The organism is Micromonospora sp. NPDC005174, from assembly GCF_040608495.1.
Taxonomy (GTDB): Bacteria; Actinomycetota; Actinomycetes; order Mycobacteriales; family Micromonosporaceae; genus Micromonospora.
In genome coordinates this window covers 16037-33119 of sequence record NZ_JBEXIJ010000052.1, presented here as the reverse complement: position 1 = coordinate 33119, position 17083 = coordinate 16037, and the positions used below count along the sequence as shown (strand labels likewise).

The 17083-nt window shown below is 71.5% G+C and carries 18 protein-coding genes; 7 read left to right on the top strand and 11 right to left on the bottom strand.

Going from position 1 to position 17083, the window contains the following annotated elements:
• Nucleotides 1-568: endo-1,4-beta-xylanase (locus ABZU91_RS31845; RefSeq protein WP_355248732.1), on the bottom strand; the 568-nt coding region annotated here is incomplete at its 3' end.
• 715 nt (nucleotides 569-1283) lie between these two features.
• Between ABZU91_RS31845 and ABZU91_RS31840 the strand changes: the two genes are divergently transcribed.
• The 3 genes from ABZU91_RS31840 (at nucleotide 1284) to ABZU91_RS31830 (ending at nucleotide 4202) form a co-directional block, all read left to right on the top strand.
• The gene (locus ABZU91_RS31840; protein WP_355248729.1) at nucleotides 1284-2291 is read left to right on the top strand and encodes an ABC transporter permease; all 1008 of its coding nucleotides are present in this window, start codon (nucleotides 1284-1286) and stop codon (nucleotides 2289-2291) included.
• A 40-nt stretch (nucleotides 2292-2331) separates the two neighbouring features.
• Nucleotides 2332-3384 (top strand): ABC transporter substrate-binding protein, encoded by a 1053-nt coding sequence (locus tag ABZU91_RS31835; protein ID WP_355248726.1) that lies wholly within the window; start codon nucleotides 2332-2334, stop codon nucleotides 3382-3384.
• Nucleotides 3385-3446: 62 nt separating this feature from the next.
• Nucleotides 3447-4202, top strand: coding sequence for an ATP-binding cassette domain-containing protein (locus ABZU91_RS31830; protein ID WP_355248724.1), 756 nt, complete (start codon nucleotides 3447-3449; stop codon nucleotides 4200-4202).
• A gap of 92 nt (nucleotides 4203-4294) precedes the next feature.
• Here ABZU91_RS31830 and ABZU91_RS31825 read toward each other — a convergent pair whose 3' ends face one another.
• Nucleotides 4295-4990, bottom strand: coding sequence for a FadR/GntR family transcriptional regulator (locus ABZU91_RS31825; RefSeq protein ID WP_355248721.1), 696 nt, complete (start codon nucleotides 4988-4990; stop codon nucleotides 4295-4297).
• Between the two features lie 8 nt (nucleotides 4991-4998).
• A complete protein-coding gene (locus tag ABZU91_RS31820) occupies nucleotides 4999-6393 on the bottom strand; it encodes an enolase C-terminal domain-like protein (RefSeq protein ID WP_355248718.1) in 1395 nt (464 codons plus the stop codon).
• Between the two features lie 424 nt (nucleotides 6394-6817).
• Between ABZU91_RS31820 and ABZU91_RS31815 the strand changes: the two genes are divergently transcribed.
• The gene (locus ABZU91_RS31815; protein WP_355248715.1) at nucleotides 6818-7312 is read left to right on the top strand and encodes an N-acetyltransferase family protein; all 495 of its coding nucleotides are present in this window, start codon (nucleotides 6818-6820) and stop codon (nucleotides 7310-7312) included.
• Nucleotides 7313-7402: 90 nt separating this feature from the next.
• On the opposite strand, the gene ABZU91_RS31810 is transcribed toward ABZU91_RS31815, so the two are convergent.
• Genes ABZU91_RS31810 through ABZU91_RS31790 form a run of 5 tightly spaced genes read right to left on the bottom strand, consistent with a single transcriptional unit; the run spans nucleotide 7403 to nucleotide 12040 of the window.
• Nucleotides 7403-7756, bottom strand: a complete 354-nt coding sequence (locus ABZU91_RS31810) for a TraR/DksA C4-type zinc finger protein (RefSeq protein ID WP_355248713.1) — start codon at nucleotides 7754-7756, stop codon at nucleotides 7403-7405.
• A 37-nt stretch (nucleotides 7757-7793) separates the two neighbouring features.
• Nucleotides 7794-9011, bottom strand: a complete 1218-nt coding sequence (locus ABZU91_RS31805) for a ferritin-like domain-containing protein (protein ID WP_355248710.1) — start codon at nucleotides 9009-9011, stop codon at nucleotides 7794-7796.
• Nucleotides 9008-9853 carry a PhnD/SsuA/transferrin family substrate-binding protein gene (locus ABZU91_RS31800; protein WP_355248707.1) on the bottom strand — a complete coding sequence of 282 codons (846 nt, stop codon included), beginning with the start codon at nucleotides 9851-9853 and terminating at the stop codon, nucleotides 9008-9010. The genes ABZU91_RS31805 and ABZU91_RS31800 overlap by 4 nt, the downstream gene beginning before the upstream one ends.
• A complete protein-coding gene (locus ABZU91_RS31795) occupies nucleotides 9853-11022 on the bottom strand; it encodes an acyl-CoA dehydrogenase family protein (RefSeq protein WP_355248704.1) in 1170 nt (389 codons plus the stop codon). The genes ABZU91_RS31800 and ABZU91_RS31795 overlap by 1 nt, the downstream gene beginning before the upstream one ends.
• Nucleotides 11023-11062: 40 nt before the next feature.
• Nucleotides 11063-12040, bottom strand: coding sequence for an ion transporter (locus tag ABZU91_RS31790; protein ID WP_355248700.1), 978 nt, complete (start codon nucleotides 12038-12040; stop codon nucleotides 11063-11065).
• Between the two features lie 177 nt (nucleotides 12041-12217).
• On the opposite strand from ABZU91_RS31790, the gene ABZU91_RS31785 reads away from it, so the two are divergent.
• Complete coding sequence (locus tag ABZU91_RS31785) at nucleotides 12218-12913, top strand: TetR/AcrR family transcriptional regulator (RefSeq protein ID WP_355248697.1); 696 nt, start codon at nucleotides 12218-12220, stop codon at nucleotides 12911-12913.
• A gap of 56 nt (nucleotides 12914-12969) precedes the next feature.
• Here the strand turns inward: ABZU91_RS31785 and ABZU91_RS31780 are convergent, their stop codons facing one another.
• A complete protein-coding gene (locus ABZU91_RS31780; RefSeq protein WP_355248694.1) occupies nucleotides 12970-13827 on the bottom strand; it encodes an SDR family oxidoreductase in 858 nt (285 codons plus the stop codon).
• 87 nt (nucleotides 13828-13914) lie between these two features.
• On the opposite strand from ABZU91_RS31780, the gene ABZU91_RS31775 reads away from it, so the two are divergent.
• Nucleotides 13915-14310 (top strand): helix-turn-helix domain-containing protein, encoded by a 396-nt coding sequence (locus tag ABZU91_RS31775; protein ID WP_355248691.1) that lies wholly within the window; start codon nucleotides 13915-13917, stop codon nucleotides 14308-14310.
• Between the two features lie 34 nt (nucleotides 14311-14344).
• Here ABZU91_RS31775 and ABZU91_RS31770 read toward each other — a convergent pair whose 3' ends face one another.
• Both ABZU91_RS31770 and ABZU91_RS31765 read right to left on the bottom strand, forming a co-directional pair.
• Nucleotides 14345-15016 carry a DUF6624 domain-containing protein gene (locus ABZU91_RS31770; RefSeq protein ID WP_355248689.1) on the bottom strand — a complete coding sequence of 224 codons (672 nt, stop codon included), beginning with the start codon at nucleotides 15014-15016 and terminating at the stop codon, nucleotides 14345-14347.
• A gap of 55 nt (nucleotides 15017-15071) precedes the next feature.
• The gene (locus ABZU91_RS31765; RefSeq protein ID WP_355248687.1) at nucleotides 15072-16034 is read right to left on the bottom strand and encodes an AraC family transcriptional regulator; all 963 of its coding nucleotides are present in this window, start codon (nucleotides 16032-16034) and stop codon (nucleotides 15072-15074) included.
• A 372-nt stretch (nucleotides 16035-16406) separates the two neighbouring features.
• On the opposite strand from ABZU91_RS31765, the gene ABZU91_RS31760 reads away from it, so the two are divergent.
• The gene (locus tag ABZU91_RS31760; RefSeq protein WP_355248684.1) at nucleotides 16407-17069 is read left to right on the top strand and encodes a hypothetical protein; all 663 of its coding nucleotides are present in this window, start codon (nucleotides 16407-16409) and stop codon (nucleotides 17067-17069) included.
• Nucleotides 17070-17083: the final 14 nt, after the last annotated feature.

Genomic DNA, 17083 nt, shown 5'->3' with positions numbered 1-17083 from the left:
CGTTGCCGGTGCGCTGCAGGTTGGAGTCGCGCCGCCCACCGCTGCCACCGTCGGCGAACGCCTCGTTCACCACGTCCCAGGCGTAGATCTTGCCCCGGTAGTGGGTGGCGACCTGGGTGACGTGGTTGATGGCGGCGTTACGCAGCGCGGTCCCGGACATGCTCTGGGCCCAACCCGGCTGCTGCTGGTACCACAGCAGCGTGTGGCCGCGGACGATCATGCCGTGCGACTGGGCGTGCGCGACGATCTGGTCCCCGCCGCTGTAGCTGAACCGGCCCTGCTGGGGCTCGGTGGCGTCCCACTTCATCTCGTTCTCGGGAGTGAGCTGGTTGAACTCCCGGTTGACGATGCCAGCGAACTGGCTGTCGGACAGCTTGAAGGCGGGTACCGCGGCGCCGTAGTAGCGGCCCTTCTCGGCCGCCGAGGCGCCCAGGGTGGTGCCGGCGTTGGCGGTGGAGGTCACCGCCACCGTCGCGGCGACCGCCGCGAGGGTGGCCGCGAGCGGCACCAGCACCCGACGGCCCCGGAACCGGGGTCGCGGTGCGCGTTCGTCGGGGATCTTGTCCATGGTCCTGCCTTTCGACAATGGTGGCGGCGGAGTCGAGATCGGGCTGCCGCACCGGTGGCGGGCAGACCGTGGCTTCCGTTCAGGGCGGGATACGGCGGTGCCCGGGACGGTCCGATGGATCGACATCGGCGATGCCTGAGGGCGCACGTCACGATGGAGCGGCCGCGTGCGGGGACGCGGAAACACGGCGTACGCCGGACAGGTGTGGCTCGGACAGGTCACCGGCCGTCGACCGGGTCAGGGGACCCGATGCCCTTCGAGGTGCCGATGATTCCGAACGGGAGGGACGTGCCCTCGACTCCTTGGCGGAACATAGCATGTTATCGATAACATGCTCAAGGCGAGTGGTGAGCGGGCAGCGAACCCCTTCGATGAGCACGTCCGCGTCGCCCTGGTCGGAGGTTACCGCTAACAGCGTGTCCGGACGCGGCGCTCGCCGCCATCCGGTCACAGGCAACGATTTTTTGGTCCGACGTATCGTTCCCGAGACACGCATAACGATGCCACAACATGACGGTAAGACCTTGGCAACATGAGCGTGACCATGGCAAGGTAACGCCTGATCACAGGAAACATCCGATCTATCGTGCAGGCGCTGCGGGGTGTGGCCCCGTGTGTGACTTCCTGGGGAGGTCCGGTTGCGAGGGAGAGCGTCAATCACCGGCGGGGGCGCGTGCCGAGCCGGGGACACAGTGGACGAGAGCCGGGCCGGACGATGAGTGCCGTCGAGGCGACCGACCAGAGCCAGGGCGGCGCGCTCAACGACTGGTTACGCGAGCGCATCTCCCACGCGTTGTCCGAGTTCACCGCCGCGACCGCGCTCATCGTCCTGTTCATCGCGCTGAGCTTCGCCAGTCCGTACTTCCTCACGGCGGACAACCTGTTCAACATCGGCGCGCAGACCGCGGTCATCGCCATCATCGCCGCCGCGCAGACGATGGTCATCATCACCAGGGGCATCGACCTGTCGGTGGGCTCGGTCGCCGCGCTCGCCGGCGTGGCGGGTGCGATGGTCGTACGGGACCTGGGCTTTCCGCTCCTCGCGGCGACGGCGGTCGCGATCGGTGTCGGTGCCCTGGCGGGACTGCTGAACGGGTTGCTGGTCACCGTCGCCCGGATACCCCCGTTCATCGCGACGTTGGGGACGATGTCGGTCGGGCGGGGCCTGGTCTTCATCATCACCGGCGCGGTCGGCGTCTACGGGCTGCCCAAGTCGTTCCAGCTGCTCGGCAACGGCGAGATCATCGGCATTCCGTTCGCCGTCGTGATCACCGCGGTGGTCGCCGTCGGGGTTGCCTTCCTGCTCTCGCAGACCCGCTTCGGGCAGTACACCTACGCGATGGGCTCCAACCTGGAAGCGGCCCGCCGCTCGGGCGTCGCGGTGGGTCGTCACCTGACCTACGTGTACGTCCTGGCGGGCGTCCTGGTCGGTCTGGGCGGCATGATCGCCGCTTCCCGCGTCAACTCCGGCCAGCCGAACTACGGCATCTCGCTGGAACTCGACGTCATCGCCGCCGCGGTCATCGGCGGCGCCAGCCTGTTCGGCGGGCAGGGTCGGATCGTCGGGACCATCATCGGCGCCTTCCTCATCGCCCTGGTCCGCAACGGCGCCGTCCTGCTCGACATCAGCATCCACTACCAGCAGGTGATCGTCGGCCTGATCATCTGGGCTGCCGTCTACTTCGACCAGTACCGCCGCCGGCGGCTGGAGTCACGGGGCTGACATGCCGTACCCGCAGCTCGACAGAGGAAGGACGCACACCATGGCACACACCACCACCAGCCGACGTCCACGAGGTCACCTCCTGCGCGCGCAGGCCATCCTCGCCGCCGCCGCGGCGGCCGCTCTCCTGAGTGCCTGCGGCGGGGTCGAGGTCCGCGACGGAGACGACGGCGCGACCAAGCAGGCCTCCGGGCCGCTGAAGCTCGCCGTCGTGCCCAAGGCGGTCGGGGCCGACTACTGGAACACGGTGAAGGCGGGCGCCGAGTGCGCCGCCCAACGCGCCGGCGACGTCACGGTCCAGTGGGACGGGGTGACCACCGAGACCGACGTCGAAGGGCAGGTCAACCTGATCCAGAACTTCGTCACCAAGAAGGTCGACGGGATCGTCTACGCGGCCACCGACTCCCGCGCGCTGGCCCCGGCCACCGACCAGGCGCTCGGCGCGAACATCCCGGTCGCGATGATCGACTCGGGCACCAGCCCGCAGCCGTCGGGCGTGCCGCTCTTCGCCACGGACAACAAGGCGTCGGCCGTCGAGGCGGCCAAGTTGCTCGCCACCGAGCTGGGCCCCGGCAACCACGACGTGGCGCTGGTGGAGTTCCAACCCGGTTCACAGACCAACACCGAGCGGGTCGACGGCTTCAAGGCCGGCCTCGCGCAGTTCCCCAACCTCAAGCTGGTCGGCCAGCAGCCCAGCCGCAGTGACGTCAACGAGGCGCGGCGGGTCACCGAGAACATCCTCACCGCGAACCCCAACCTCGCCGGCATCTTCGCCGCCAACGAGCCGAGCGTGCTCGGTGCCGCGCAGGCCATCCAGGCGGCGGGCAAGTCCGGCAAGGTGGTCATCATCGGTTGGGACGCCGCCCCGGACGAGATCGCCGGACTGCGCAACGGCCAGATCTCGGCGCTGGTCGTGCAGAACCCCTTCAAGATGGGCTACTTCGGCGTCGACAAGATGGTCAAGCACCTCCGCGACAAGGCGCCGCTGGCATCGGCGGACACCGGGGTCACCTTCGTCACCAAGAAGAACATCGACTCGCCGGAGATCAAGGCGGTGCTCGAGCCCAGCTGCGCCAACCCTCCGGTGCAGTGATGGCGACGACCTCCGCGCCGACGACCGACAGCGACAGGCGGCGGTCTCCCGAGGAGCCGCCGGTGCTCGAAGCCCGTGGCATCGTCAAGCGGTTCGGCCACGTCGAGGCGCTGCGCGGCGCCGACTTCACGGTCCACCGGGGCGAGGTCGTCGCCCTCATCGGTGACAACGGCGCCGGCAAGAGCACGCTGGTCAAGACGCTCTCCGGTGTGCACGCGCCCGACGAGGGCGAGATCCGGGTCGGTGGTCGAAAGGTCAACTTCGGGACCCCGGTGGACGCCCGACGCGCGGGGGTGGAGACCGTCTACCAGGATCTCGCGGTCGCCGACGATCTCAGCGTCGCCGCCAACCTCTACCTCGGGCGGGAGATCCTGCGCTCCGGGCCGCTCGGTCGGCTGGGGCTGCTCGACAAGCGCGCGATGCGGCAGGGCGCCGCCGCGGCCCTCGACGAGCTGGGCGTACGGATTCCGCGGGTCACCACGCCGATCGCCATGCTGTCCGGCGGGCAGCGGCAGTGCGTCGCGGTGGCCCGGGCGATCATCTGGGCGACGAACGTGGTCATCCTCGACGAGCCCACCGCGGCGCTGGGCGTCGTGCAGACCGAACGGGTGCTCGACGTCGTCCGGCGGGCTCGCGCGGCGGGCATGTCGGTGGTGCTGGTGAGTCACAACATGCCGCAGGTGCTGGACATCGCCGACCGGGTGGAGGTACTGCGTCTCGGCCGGCGGGCGGCTCGGCTGCGCGCCGACGAGGTCACCACCGACGACCTGGTCGCGGCGATGACCGGCAGCAAGAGCGCGGAGCGGGACGAGCGGTGACGGTGCTCGCCCGCCCGTGACCGCCCGCGGTGGACCGGCAACGGTCCCACCGACGCGCGGCGCGGGCGGGCGAGCAACCGCCCACAGCCGTCTCATCCCTCGTCGGGCAGCCCTTGGAGCGACTCCTCCACACCGATCAGGTGGTTGGCCATCCGGGTGCGGGCCCGCTCCGGATCGTGTGCCCGGAGGGCCTTCAGGATCGCCACGTGCTCGTCGTGGGTACGACGGTCCGCGCCCTCCTCGTGCAGGCTCCGCCAGAGCCGCCCGCGAAGGGTGCGCCCGGCGAACGCCTCGATCAGGCCGATGAGCACCGGGTTGTCGGCGTGTGCGGCGATGATCCGATGGAAAGCGATGTCGATTTCCATGATCCGCTCGTGGTCCTGCGGCGACCGGCCGGCGATCCGGGCCGCCTCGTCGAGCAGTTCCCCGGCCTGGGCGAGGGCTTCGTCGGTGATCCTGGTGGCGGCCAACCGGGCTGCCTCGCACTCCAGCAGGCGGCGAACGGTGTGGATGTGCCGACCGTCGCCCTGGCCCTGAAAGTCGACCACGAAGCCCATCGGGGCCAGCAGTTGCGGGGCGTCGAGGTTCGTGACGTACGTGCCGTCACCCTGGCGGATGTTGACGATGCCGAGGATCGACAGCGCCGACATCCCCTCGCGCAGAGAACCCCGCGAGACGCCGAGGGACTCGGCGAGGTCCTTCTCGATGGGCAGCCGATCCCCGGGTTTGAACGTCCCTTCCAGGATCATCCGTTTGATGCCGTTCACCACTTCGTCGGTGCGGGACATGACACCTCCTAGCGGCCGGCGGGGGTGGGCGCTCCACCCGCGATCACGTACGGCTCCGGAGATGACACGGTAGCCGTCTCGGTCGAGGCCCAGTAACGGCCGTCCGGGAACCGGTACCGTTCGATCGACTCGGGGTGCATGCGGGTGGAGTAGCCGGGCGCGTCGGGCAGGACGTACCCGCTGCCCCAACCGGTGTCCCGGATGACACACGGATCGGTGAAGTGCTCGTGCAGGTGGTCGACGAACTCGGTGACGCGGCCGGTGAGATCCCCCGAGACCGCGACGTAGTCGAGCACCGACACGTGCTGGACCATCTCGCAGAGCCCGACGCCGCCGGCGTGCGGGCACACCGGAACGCCGAACTTCGCGGCGAGCAGGAGCACGGCGACGATCTCGTTGACGCTGGCCAGCCGGCCGGTGTCCAACTGGCAGAAGTCGATGGCCTCGGCCTGGAACAACTGCTTGAACATCACCCGGTTGTGGCAGTGTTCGCCGGTGGCGACGCCGACGGGAGCGACGGCGCGGCGCACGGCCGCGTGGCCCAGGATGTCGTCCGGACTGGTCGGCTCCTCGATCCACAGTGGCGTGAAACGGGCCAGCGCGTTGACCCACTCGATGGCCTGGTCGACGTCCCACACCTGGTTGGCGTCGAGCATCAGGTTGCGGTCCGGGCCGAGGATCTCCCGGGCGATGGTGCAGCGGCGGATGTCGTCGTCGAGGTCGGCGCCCACCTTGAGCTTGACGTAGCCGTAGCCGGAGTCGACGGCCTCCTGGCACAGTCGGCGCAACTTGTCGTCGCCGTACCCGAGCCAGCCGGCCGAGGTGGTGTAGGCCGGGTAACCGGTGCGCGCCAGCTCGGCGAGGCGGTCGGCCTTCGTACTCTGCTGGGCCCGCAGGATCGCCAGCGCCTCGTCCCGGGTCAGCGCGTCGGACAGGTAGCGCAGGTCCGCGATGTCGACCAGTTGTTCGGGGGTCATGTCGGTGAGCAGCCGCCACAGCGGCTTGTCGGCCAGGCGCGCGACCAGATCCCAGGCGGCGTTCAGCACGGCCGCGAGGGAGAGGTGGACGACGCCCTTCTCCGGGCCGAGCCAGCGCAGCTGGGTGTCGGAGGTGAGCAGGCGGTAGACCGCGCCCATGTCGGCGGCCATCGTGGCGGTGTCCAGGCCCACCAGGCGGTGTGCCTGGTGGGCGGCGGCCGCCACGACGATGTCGTTGCCCCGACCGATGGTGAAGGTGAGGCCGTGACCCGCCAGCGGCACGCCGGCGCTGTCGACACCGTCGGTGTGCAGGATGACGTAGGCCGCTGAGTAGTCGCCGTCCTTGTTCATGGCGTCGGACCCGTCAGCGGTCAGCGAGGTGGGAAAGCGGACGTCCTCGACGGTGACGCCAGTGATCTGCGGCATGCGCTCCTCGCCCGGCTCGGCTAAAGATCAGATGATCATTTGGAGTATACGGAGAGCGCTTCAGGCGCGTCAACGACGTCAGTCGGCCTGCATCCATAGACATCTAACGTTTCCTCGGATCGCCGGGAGTGGGGCGGGGTGGTCGCTCACGACGCCTCTTGCCGGCACGGTCCGCTGGCGGTAAAGGAACCTGCGAATGCCGGTGAAGGTTCGACGTTCACCGGCACGGCCAATCTCACGGGTGTGGCGCCCGGTCGCCGCCGATTCGAAACATCACACCTTTCGGTGGGCGGGGCGCGGGCCTGCGGGACGCCGGCCGGGGCAGCCGGAAGGCGACGCCTCCGCACGGTCCTACTGTCTGGTCCGACAGACCGGCGACACCGTCCCCGGCGACGTGGTCGACACACCAGATCGGAGCCCGACGATGCCCGAGGTGACCCTGCGACCGATGAGCCCCGGGGACGCGGACCGCATCCTGGCGATCTACCAGCTCGGCCTCGACGGCGGGAACGCCAGCTTCGAGGTCACCGCACCGACCTGGGCCGCGTTCGACGACACCCGTCTGGCCGCGCACCGGTACGTGGCCGTCGCCGACGGCTCGGTCCTCGGCTGGGTCGCCGTGTCACCGACGTCGAGCCGCGCGGTCTACGCGGGCGTCGTCGAGCACTCGATCTACGTCGACCCGGCGGCCCAGGGGCGCGGTGTCGGTCGGCTGCTGCTCGACGCGCTGATCACCTCGACCGAGGCCGCCGGCATCTGGACGATCCAGTCCGGAATCTTCCCGGAGAACACCGCCAGCCTGGCCCTGCACCGGCGGGCCGGGTTCCGCGTCATCGGCACACGCGAGCGGATCGGCCGCCACCACGACCGCTGGCGCGACGTCGTCCTGCTGGAACGCCGCAGCCCCACCGTCGTCTGAGCGGCAGCCGTCGAGGCGGCCGGCGGCTGCCGTGCCCGCTGCCGACCCCGCGACGTCCGCCGGCAACCGGGTCCGCGCGCGCCGCCACCGTCACCGTCGGCTGGCGCAGGCGACGCAGGTACGCGCCGACGGGCGGGCGGCGAGCCGTTCGGCCGGGATGGGGCGGGAGCACCGTGCACAGGTGCCATAGCTGCCCGCGGCGACGCGGATCAGGGCCTCGTCCAGTTCGGCGCGGCGTCGACGGGCCGCGTCCAGGACGGCGCTGAGTTGTGCGCGTTCGAAGGCGATCGTGCTGCCCTCGGGGTCGTGTTCGTCGTCGGCATTCGACGACCGGGACGCCTCGAACAGGCTCCGCAGGTCGCCCTCGAGCGCGGCGATCTCGACGGTGGCCTCGTCGCGTCGCCGGAGGAGGTCCGCGCGGACCGCGGTGGGCTCGGTGTCCATGGCGGTTCCACGCTACGCCCCCGGACGCGGACGGGAGCTACATGAAGTTGCGCGTGTGCAGCGCCGAGAGCGCCACCGCCTCGTCGGGCCGGAAACCCAACCGGACGAGCCGGCGTTGGCGGCCCTGGTCCATCGCGTGTTGCAGGGCCTGCACGTGATCGAAGCCGGCGGACACGTCCTCGGGGCGCCACCCGCCCGCCGCGAGCACCACCAACGCGTCGAAGACGTCGGCGTTGAGCCCGGCGGTGTCGACCAACGTGTCGTGGCGGCGGTGGATGGCCGCGCGGAGCCGGTCGCGCAGTGACGGGTCGACAGTCGCCTGGTGCTCCAGGTGGGCCATGCCGAACACCACGTGCCGGCGCTCGTCCTGCATCGCCAACCAGCAGATCCGGCGGGTGACCGGGTCCGGGGCGTGCCGGACCAGGAACGCCAGCAGGTCGACGAAGCTGCCCTCGCCGAGCACGGAGAGCAGGAACGAGGCCAGCGCGAAGTCGGACTCGGCGACGAGCGTGAAGAGCGACTGGCGGCCGCCCGCCGACGACGTGCCGAACTCCGCCCCGCGCAGCAGGGCCCGCCGGCTGAACACCGCCATGTGCCGGGCCTCGTCGGCCACCTGCACGGCGAGGAGTTGCACCACCTCGCGGAAGTGCGGATGGATGCGGCCGAGGAACCGTGCCGGTACGACGAGCGCGGCCTGCTCGTTCTCGACCAGATAGGTCATGACCTGCACGACCGCTGCCTCGACATCGGCCGGCAGCGCGAACGCCTCGTCCCACGGCACCGCCGTCTCCGGGTCCCACTGCCGGGCGGCGGCCTGCGCGTAGAGCGCGGGGGCGATGTCTGCCCACACCAGATCGCGGTCGTCCAGGTCGAACCGGGCCTCGGGGCCGCCGGCCTCCAACAGCGCACCCCGCACGCCGAGCCCCCATCGGGGCGGCGGACGGCTGCTCAACGCCGAGGGCAGCGCCGACCCGGCCCGCTCCGCGCCGAACCAGCGGTCGTCGTCCGCCGTGCCCCGTACGACGACCGCCACCAGGTCGCCGCGCTCGGCCGCCTCCGGCCACTCGACCCGGTGGCCCCGGCCGCGGCACCAGGCCGGCAGGTGCACGCGCAGGGCCGGCTCCCGGCCGAAGACCGCCAGCCGGCCGCCGGGCCGCAGCCCGGCCAGAGCGCGTTGCAGCAGCAGGTGCGCGCCCCGGCCCAGACCGAGGTCGCCGAGGTCGATCGCGGCGTCGGCGGCGGGTACGGGGGTCATGGCCGATAGTCGGTGGCGGTCACCCGCCCGTCGGCGGCGTAGAACCCGCTGGCGTCGACCGCTGCGGCGAGGGCGGCGTACCCCGTGGTCCGGCCGGCCGTCCAGGCCGTCAGACCCTCCAGGTCGAGGAGCGGGCGCACCTCGGGATCGGCGTACGACATGCCGCGCAGCAGGGCGCCGAACAGCCGGACCCCCTCGGACGCCGGCTCGCGTACCGTCATGTTGCAGTGGTCGTAGCGCCCGGTCTGGGCGATGATGCGGGTGCCCTCGGGGGACAGCGTGCCCTCCTGGACGAACGCCAGATGGTTGGCGTCGATCATGCAGGCGGCGTCGACCTCGCCGGCCGCCAGCGCGCGAGCCGCGTCACGCTCGCCGCCGATGTGGTCACCGTGCAGCCCGACACCGACGTCGAACCGTCGCACGTCGAGCGGAACACCGGCGGCCGCGAGGTGACCGAGCGGGATGAGCGTCGCCTGTGGGCTGTCCACCGCGCCGGTGGCCACCGTCAGCCCGGCAAGCTCCTCGACCCGGCGTACCGGTGAGTCGGCGCGGACCACGACCACCGAGGTGAGGTCCCGGTCCGTGTCGCGCATCGTGAGTGCGCTCACCGCGCCGCCGCCGGCCGCGGCCAGCCGCTCGGCCCTCAGCCAGGCGAGCGGGGAGTTCCACGCCGCGTCGATCCGGCCGGCGACGAGATCCTCGACCTGTCGCTCGTAGTGCGAGTAGAGGACGAAGTCGAAGTCCAGGCCTCGCCCACGCAGCCAGGCGCGGAACCCCTCCCAGATGGTGACGACCTTGGGGTCGTACGCGACAGCTCCCATCACCACCGCTGACGCCGGCATCAGCGGTTCGCCTCGTCGAGCAGCGGCAGCCCGGTGACGACGCGGCCGACGAAGTCGTGCAGGGCGTCGGTCGTCGGCGCCATCACCCGAGCGGCCCGGGAGTCGCGGAACCGGCGTTCCAACCCGGACTCCCGGCGGAAGGCGCTGCCGCCGCAGAGTCGCATCGCGCCGTCACAGACGTCGGCGGCCGTCTCGGCCGCCAGCGCCTTGACCTGCAACACGCGCAGAGTCGCGTCGTTCCGGCCGGTCTCCAGCGCACTGAGGGTGTCGGCGAGAAAGGCCCGCAGAGCATCGGTGCGGATCTTCAGTTGGGCGAGGTCCCGCCGGGCCACGGGCGAGTCGCGCAGGGCCGCACCGGTGTGGGCGAGCGTGGTGCGGGTGAGGTGCCCGCTCGCCTCGGCGACCGCGCTGTCCGCGAGGCCGAGGCAGAACGCGGCGTTGAGCACCAGAAACCAGGGGAGTACGACGCCGAGGGCGGTGTCCAGGCCGGCCCCGTCGGCAGCCAGCATCGCGGCGGCGGGTACCAGGACCCCGTCCGCCGTCATCGGTCGGGAGCCGTTGCCCCGCAGCCCCAGCCCGTCGAAGTCGCCGGCGATGTCGAGGCCGGCACGTCCGGCGGGTACGAGCCACAGCGTCATCGGCCCCGCTCCCGGCGACAGCGGAAGGCTCGACCACACGTAGCTGTCCGATTCGCCCGCCGCGGTGACCCAGCTCTTGCGGGCGTCGAGGCGGACCGTGTCGTCGGCGACGGACGTCGCGGTGCCGGTGGGCGACCAGAAGTGGCTGCGCGAGCCGAACTCGGAGAAGGCCAAGGTGGTCAGATGCTGGCCGGCGGCGATGGCGGTGCGGACGTCGCGCGGACCGTGGGACTCGATGACGGCGGTCGCCGCGTAGTGCATGAGCACCACCATCGCCGTGGAGCCACACTCGGCGGCCAGCCTCTCGATGACCTCGGCGACCGGGCGCATGCCCTGGCCGCCGCCACCGACCTCGCGTGACGACGCCAGGCCGAGCAGGCCCGCCGTGGCGAGGGCGTCGACGCCGGCGCGGGGGAAGGCGCCCTCCCGGTCGATCGTCTCCGCCTGCGGGCGGACCACGTCGTCGATCACTGTGTCGAGTGTTGCCAGGACGTCGGTGCTGGACTGGGCATTGTCGACACTGACCGTCATGGGGGCGCCCTTCAGCCGGAACCGGGGAACGGGATCGAGACTAGCCGATTCCTGTGTCACCGAAGGGCAGTGCGCGGTCGGAGCGGGCCTGGGCGCGGTACGGCCGGCCGTGCGCGTCATCCCGGTCGATCCGCAACTCCCGTTCCAACTCGCCGATGACCGCCCGCAGGTCATCCAGGCGCTGGGTGAGGGCGATGCGGTCCACCTCGTCGGGTACGCCGTCGCCGTCCTCGTCGTAGCCCGGGGCCAACCGCTCGGTCATCTCCAGGCGCCGGGCCTCCTCCATGGAGTTGACGATGACCGCGATGAGGATGTTGAGCAGCAGGTTGACGGTGATCACCACGTAGCTGACGTAGTAGAGCAGCGTCCACGGCGAGATGGCCAGGCCCTGCTCGATCAGGTCCGGCAGCGTCTCCAGCGACAGCAGGACGAACAGCGTCAGCAACGACCGGCCGATGTCCCCGTACTCGTCGGGGTACCGGTCGCCGAAGATCAGCCAGCCGGCCATCCCGTACACGTAGAGGGTCACGACGGCCAGCGCGAGGAACCCGGTGACGCCCGGCAGGCTGCGCCACAGCGCGGAGACGATCGTCCGCAGGCCCGGTGAGAAGCGCACCAGCCGCACCATCCGGGCGACCCGCACCACGCGCAGCAGCGCCGTGTCGCCGTGCAGGCCCGGAACGAAGATGGCCGCGATCACGACGAAGTCGAAGACGTTCCAGCCGTGCCGGAAGAAGTCCTGCGGACGCCGGCCGTACGCGGCCAGCCGGACGCCGATCTCGATGGCGAAGACGGCGCGGAAGAACAGCTCCAGCCCGTGCAGCGCGCCGGTCGCCGGAAACAGCCCCTCGTACGTCTCCAGACCGAGGACGATCCCGTTGGCGAGGATGACGACGACGATGCCGATCTCGAAGGGACGCGACCGGGCGAGCCGCGCGCAGGCGTCGGCGACCGTGGGTCGGCGACCGTCGGGGCGTGACCGGTCACCTCGCTGCACGGGAGCGGGCGCACCGCTCATCGGGCGACCGATCCGTCGAGGTGTGTCGGGGTCACCGCGGGGGCCCACCCCTGGTCGTGGTGGCGGCGCGGGAGCATGGCGACCACCCTAGTGCCTGGTGCGTAAGGAGTGACCCGCCGCGCGCCCCCTGCGCGGTACCTGCGGGGCGGACCCCGGCAGCGGCTCTAGAGTGGGTCGGTGACCGACGTAGCCGGGAGGTCCGGAGACCGCGAGGCCGGCCGGCAGCCGATCTGGGCCCGACCCGAACGGGGCACCCGAGGCCCCGCGCCGGCGCACAGCCGGGAGGCGATCGTGGCGGCCGCGATCACCCTGGCCGACACCGAGGGGCTTGCCGCGGTGTCGATGCGGGCCGTCGCCGGGGCGCTGGGCACCGGGGCCGGATCGCTCTACCGCTACCTGTCGTCCCGTGACGACCTGCTCGACCTGATGACGGACCGGGTCGTGGGGGAGCTGCGGCCGTACCCGCCGGAGCAGGCCGACTGGCGGGACGAGATGCTGCTGGTGGCTCGCCAGCAGTTGCGCCTGTTCCGCGCCCACCCGTGGCTGGTGGACGTGATCCAACGGCCCTCGGGCGTCGGACCCGAGAGCCTGGCCTGGTTCGACAACTGCATCCGGATCCTGGAGCCGGTGCGCTGCGCCGTCACCGCCAAGTTCGAGGCGATCGCCCTGATGACCGGCGTGGTGAGCCTGTTCGCCCGCAACGAGGCCGCGGCCGGGTCGCCGAGCTTCGCCGGCGTCGACCTCGGGGCGTACCCCCATCTCGTGGCGGCCTTCGGTCGGTCCGCGCCGCCGACGCCGCCGACGGACCTCTTCGAGCGGACGCTGCGCAGTCTGCTGACCGGACTGCTCACGTCGCCGCCGTCGGACGACTGAACGGGCGGGCGACGACAGGACGTACCCCCGTCGCCCGCCCGACGGACCGCGACCGGTCAGGCGCGCGCGGCCCGGATGGCGTCGTGCAGTCCGGTGGTCGGACGACCGATCAACCGGCTGAGGTCGTCGCTGTCGGTGGCCAGTTCGCCGATGGCGATCGAGTGGTCGAGGGCGGCCACGAACCCGGCGGTGCCGGCGTCGAGCCCGACGTTCTGGAGCGCGGAGGCCAACTCGGCGGTCGACATGTCCCGGTGCACGACGGTGGTGCCGGTGACCTCGGTGACGGCGTCGGCCAGCTCGTCGAAGGTGAACGCGGTGCCGCCCAACTCGTAGACCGTGTCGCCGTCCTCGTCCCGGGTCAGCGCCGCTGCGGCGGCGGCCGCGTAGTCGGTGCGGGGAGCGGCGGAGACCTTACTGCCGCCGGTGGCGCCGAGGATGGTGCCGCTCGCCAGGTACTGCGGAAGCTGGTCGGTGTAGTTCTCGGTGTACCACCCGTTGCGCAGCACCGTGTACGACAGGGCCGACGCGGCCAGCACCTCCTCGGTGGCCTTGTGCTCGGGGGCGAGCGGGTTCGTGGTCGTGTCGGCCTTGAGGATGCTGGTGTAGACCAGGCGCTCGACCCCGGCGAGCCGGGCGGCGTCGATGACCGCGGTGTGCTGCGCGACCCGCTGCCCCGGGGTGTCCCCGGAGATGAGCAGCAGTCGGCGTACGCCGGCTACGGCGCCGGGGAGCGTCGAGGGGTCGTCGTAGTCGGCCTGGCGGATCTCGACACCGCGCGCGGCCAGGTCGGCAGCCTTCTGCGGGTTGCGGACGACGGCGGCGATCTCGGTGGCGGGCACACCTGCGTCGAGCAGGTGCCCGACCACCAGGCGTCCGAGTCGACCGGTGGCGCCGGTCACGGCGTAGGTGGGCATGCGGACCTCCGATGAGCGGTGACTGGTTGCAAGCACTTACTAATGTATAGCACGCGACAATGAGTAAGCGTCGGGTAGGCTGGTGTGATGAGCGACGTGCCGGCCGAGGGCCCGCCGGGGCCTACCCAGGAACTCGTCAGCGATGTGTTCGCGCGGAGCTGCACCTCGCGCGCCGCCTTCGAGGACATCACCTCGAAGTGGGCCTCGCTCGCTCTGCTCGCCCTCGGCGAGGGCAGCTACCGGTTCAACGCGCTGCGGCGGCGCATCGAAGGGGTCAGTGAGCGGATGCTTTCCCAGACCCTGCAGACCCTGGAACGCGACGGGATGCTCACCCGCGAGGTGCTCACCGCGATCCCGCCACGCGTCGAGTACACGCTCACCCCGCTCGGGGCCCGGGTCGCCGAGCAGCTACGCGGCCTCGCCGACCTGCTGGAAGCCTCGGTACCCGAGGTGCGTGCCGCCCGCGAGCGCGAGCGCAGCTAGAGCACACCGGGCCTCGCGCGGCCGCCCCTCGGCGCTAGTTGGCGTCCTGGGCGCAGATCGTGGTCATCTCGGCACGATAGCTCGCAAGTGAGGGCAGGCCGGCCTCGGCGCGGCGCCGTTCGACGTCCGCCTCGTCCCTGATCGGGGTCGCCGGGACGGGACCGTCCGGTCCGCAGCGGATCTGTGTCCCGTACACCTGGGGCTCGCCCTTGGCCGCCGCGACCCGGTCTTGCAGGTACGCGAGGTTGCCCGGCGACGCCTGGCGGGCGGCGACGGCCGCCCGCAGCAGCTCCAGCGCCTCCTGTTGGAAGGCGGGGTCCAGGTCGGAATGCTGGGCGATGGCCCAGGCGGCGTTGCCGCCGTCCTCGCCGACGAGAGCGAAGGTCGGCCAGCCACGGGTACGGACGATCTCCTTGAGGCGGGCGGTCCGCGCCTGGTCGGACTCGGCCTGCGGGGTGCCTTCGCGGTCCGCCTGGTCGCGCTCCAGCATCGCGATCAACTCGTCGTGCAGCGCCTTGTCGAAGGCGGCCGAGGAGGCGGAAACCACGAGGGTGGGTGACGCGGCGGGGGAGGTGGACGCCCCGAGGGTGGGGGAAGCGGGCGGGGTGCCGCCCGCCGATCCGCCGGTCGGCCCGGGCGAGGTGTCGCACGCGGCGAGGAGCAGGAGGCTCGCCAGCGGGAGGGCGATCCTCGACGGGAGCTTCACGGCATCGATTGTCGTCGGTGCGACGAGGCGCCACAAGGCGCGTACCGGGGCCATTTCAGGCGTGCAACGTCTCGCGGGGCGGCACCCCGTAGCTGGCGTGGTATCGGGCGGTGAACCTGCTGTGGCTGGCGAATCCCCAGCGACTGGCGATCTGCGAGACGGTCTCCCGTCGCGGGTCGGCCCGGACCAGGTCGTGGTGCGCCCGGTCGAGCCGGATCCGGCGCAGGTACGCCATCGGGGTGGTGCCGAGGTGGCGGCGGAAGGCGAGCTGCACCGCGCGTAGGGAGACCGCGGCCGCGTTGGCGATGTCGGCGGCGCTGATGTCCCGGTCGGCGTTCTCCTCCATGAAGCTGACGGCCCGGCGCAGGGTTCCGGTGCTGGCGTCGTGGCGGTCCCGGGCGGTCTCGTCGGTGAACGCCGTGTTGGGAAAGATCGCGAGCGCCGCCGCGGCGAGCATGCGCGCGGCGTTGCCGATCACCAACGGCTGGGCGCTGGCGGTCGGGCTGTCCACGACGACGTCGTTGACGTACCTGGTGGTCCGTCGCCACTGCCGGGCGAGGGTCGCGTCGACGGCACCGAGGTCGGTGAACCGGATCGGGCCGGGTCGCCGGGCCGGCGCGCCGGTCGCCACCTGTCTCAGCACGCCCAGGTCCAGGACGCAGAGTTCCACCTCGCCGGGTTCCCAGCGCAGGGTGAACGGTTCGCCCGGTCGGTTGACGAGGAACACGTCACCGGGGGCGAAGCGGTGGGCCGCCCCCTGGCAGGCGCGGCTGACCCGGGCGCTGCGGGTACGGCCGACGACCAGCCCCTCCATGTCGCCGACCTCGATGTCGAGATGGGCGGTCTGGCCGGTCGTGGCGAGGGCGAACGGCCCGGCGTCGACGCGCCGGTGGACGAGGCGGTAACCGGCGTCACCCGCATGGATGCGCAGGTCAGCCGTGTACGTGCTGGCCAGGAAGTGATGGATGGCCTCGGGGTCGTGACTGTCGAACCCTCGGGTCTGCACTGGTGACGTCATCCGCTGACTCCGTCCGGTGAGGAGACCGCCGGGTGGGGACCAGTGCCGGCGGTGTGTCGGGACGTGGCTGGGCGCACGCGCCGGTGATCGCGGCGCGTCGCCGACCGGGTTCGGCGGTGGTGGCGTCAACAATTCCCAGTAAATCAGATATCCATTGATGGGAATTCCACCATACGGCAGGAGGTGTCGCATCGTTGTCGATCTGTGAATGTGCCGAGCCGACTTCGCTTTCCGGCTAGTCGCGTACGGCGATCCTGCGCCCGCTGTCCTAGTCCGCGCGGCGGCCACAGCGAAATCTTGTTCATGATCTCCCGGGCGTCCCCGACGTCCGGACCACAGCCGGAGATCCGGCCGACAGGCGGGGGTGAGTCGTTGGACAGTACCGATCCGGACCGCGTCGTACGACTGGCGGTGGCCGAGGCGCTGGCGCGGGTGGCGGACGAGGACAGCCTGGGACTGGGCGAGGGCGACGCGCTGATGAGCCTCGGCGTCGCGCTGCGGGAGGTGCTGCGCCGCGCGCTCGACGACCGTGTCCCGCTGACCACGCCCGAGTTCGTCGACCTCTGCCGCGACCTGCGGCTCAACCGTGACTCCTTCGACGTGCTGGGGCACTACCTGCTCACGGCATTGCTGGCCCACCACGTCGGGCCGGACGCCCTGGTACGCGTCGGGACGCTCCTCGGCACCGTCCGGCGCTACCTGCCCGGCGCCCGGCCGCCCGTACGCCGCAACGGCGGCCCCGAGCCCCGGCGGCGCGACCTGCGCGCCGACAACAGCGTCGTGGGCCGCTACCGGCGCGCCAAGCTGCCCGAGCACCTGCCGAACCCGCCGAGCTGGACCTGTACCGGCTGTGGCCGCGAGTGGCCCTGCGCGACCAAGCAGAGCCAGCTGCTCGCCGAGTTCGGCGGGGCGCGTGCCTCCCTCGCCGTCTACCTCGGCTCGTGCCTCGTCGCCGCCGCCCAGGATCTGCCGACGCTGCCCCTGCCGAACGCGCGGCACCGCTTCCTGGGCTGGCTGCCCCGCGCGCGGATCTGACGACGGCGCGTCGC

Bases quoted from the DNA above. Each gene is read 5' to 3' on its own strand.
- ABZU91_RS31790 (WP_355248700.1), bottom strand. From the start codon at position 12,040: ATGAGCGGTGCGCCCGCTCCCGTGCAGCGAGGTGACCGGTCACGCCCC.
- ABZU91_RS31775 (WP_355248691.1), top strand. From the start codon at position 13,915: ATGAGCGACGTGCCGGCCGAGGGCCCGCCGGGGCCTACCCAGGAACTC.
- ABZU91_RS31800 (WP_355248707.1), bottom strand. From the start codon at position 9,853: ATGCCGGCGTCAGCGGTGGTGATGGGAGCTGTCGCGTACGACCCCAAG.
- ABZU91_RS31795 (WP_355248704.1), bottom strand. From the start codon at position 11,022: ATGACGGTCAGTGTCGACAATGCCCAGTCCAGCACCGACGTCCTGGCA.
- ABZU91_RS31780 (WP_355248694.1), bottom strand. From the start codon at position 13,827: ATGCCCACCTACGCCGTGACCGGCGCCACCGGTCGACTCGGACGCCTG.
- ABZU91_RS31835 (WP_355248726.1), top strand. From the start codon at position 2,332: ATGGCACACACCACCACCAGCCGACGTCCACGAGGTCACCTCCTGCGC.
- ABZU91_RS31765 (WP_355248687.1), bottom strand. From the start codon at position 16,034: ATGACGTCACCAGTGCAGACCCGAGGGTTCGACAGTCACGACCCCGAG.
- ABZU91_RS31810 (WP_355248713.1), bottom strand. From the start codon at position 7,756: ATGGACACCGAGCCCACCGCGGTCCGCGCGGACCTCCTCCGGCGACGC.
- ABZU91_RS31820 (WP_355248718.1), bottom strand. From the start codon at position 6,393: ATGCCGCAGATCACTGGCGTCACCGTCGAGGACGTCCGCTTTCCCACC.
- ABZU91_RS31840 (WP_355248729.1), top strand. From the start codon at position 1,284: ATGAGTGCCGTCGAGGCGACCGACCAGAGCCAGGGCGGCGCGCTCAAC.
- ABZU91_RS31805 (WP_355248710.1), bottom strand. From the start codon at position 9,011: ATGACCCCCGTACCCGCCGCCGACGCCGCGATCGACCTCGGCGACCTC.
- ABZU91_RS31815 (WP_355248715.1), top strand. From the start codon at position 6,818: ATGCCCGAGGTGACCCTGCGACCGATGAGCCCCGGGGACGCGGACCGC.
- ABZU91_RS31825 (WP_355248721.1), bottom strand. From the start codon at position 4,990: ATGTCCCGCACCGACGAAGTGGTGAACGGCATCAAACGGATGATCCTG.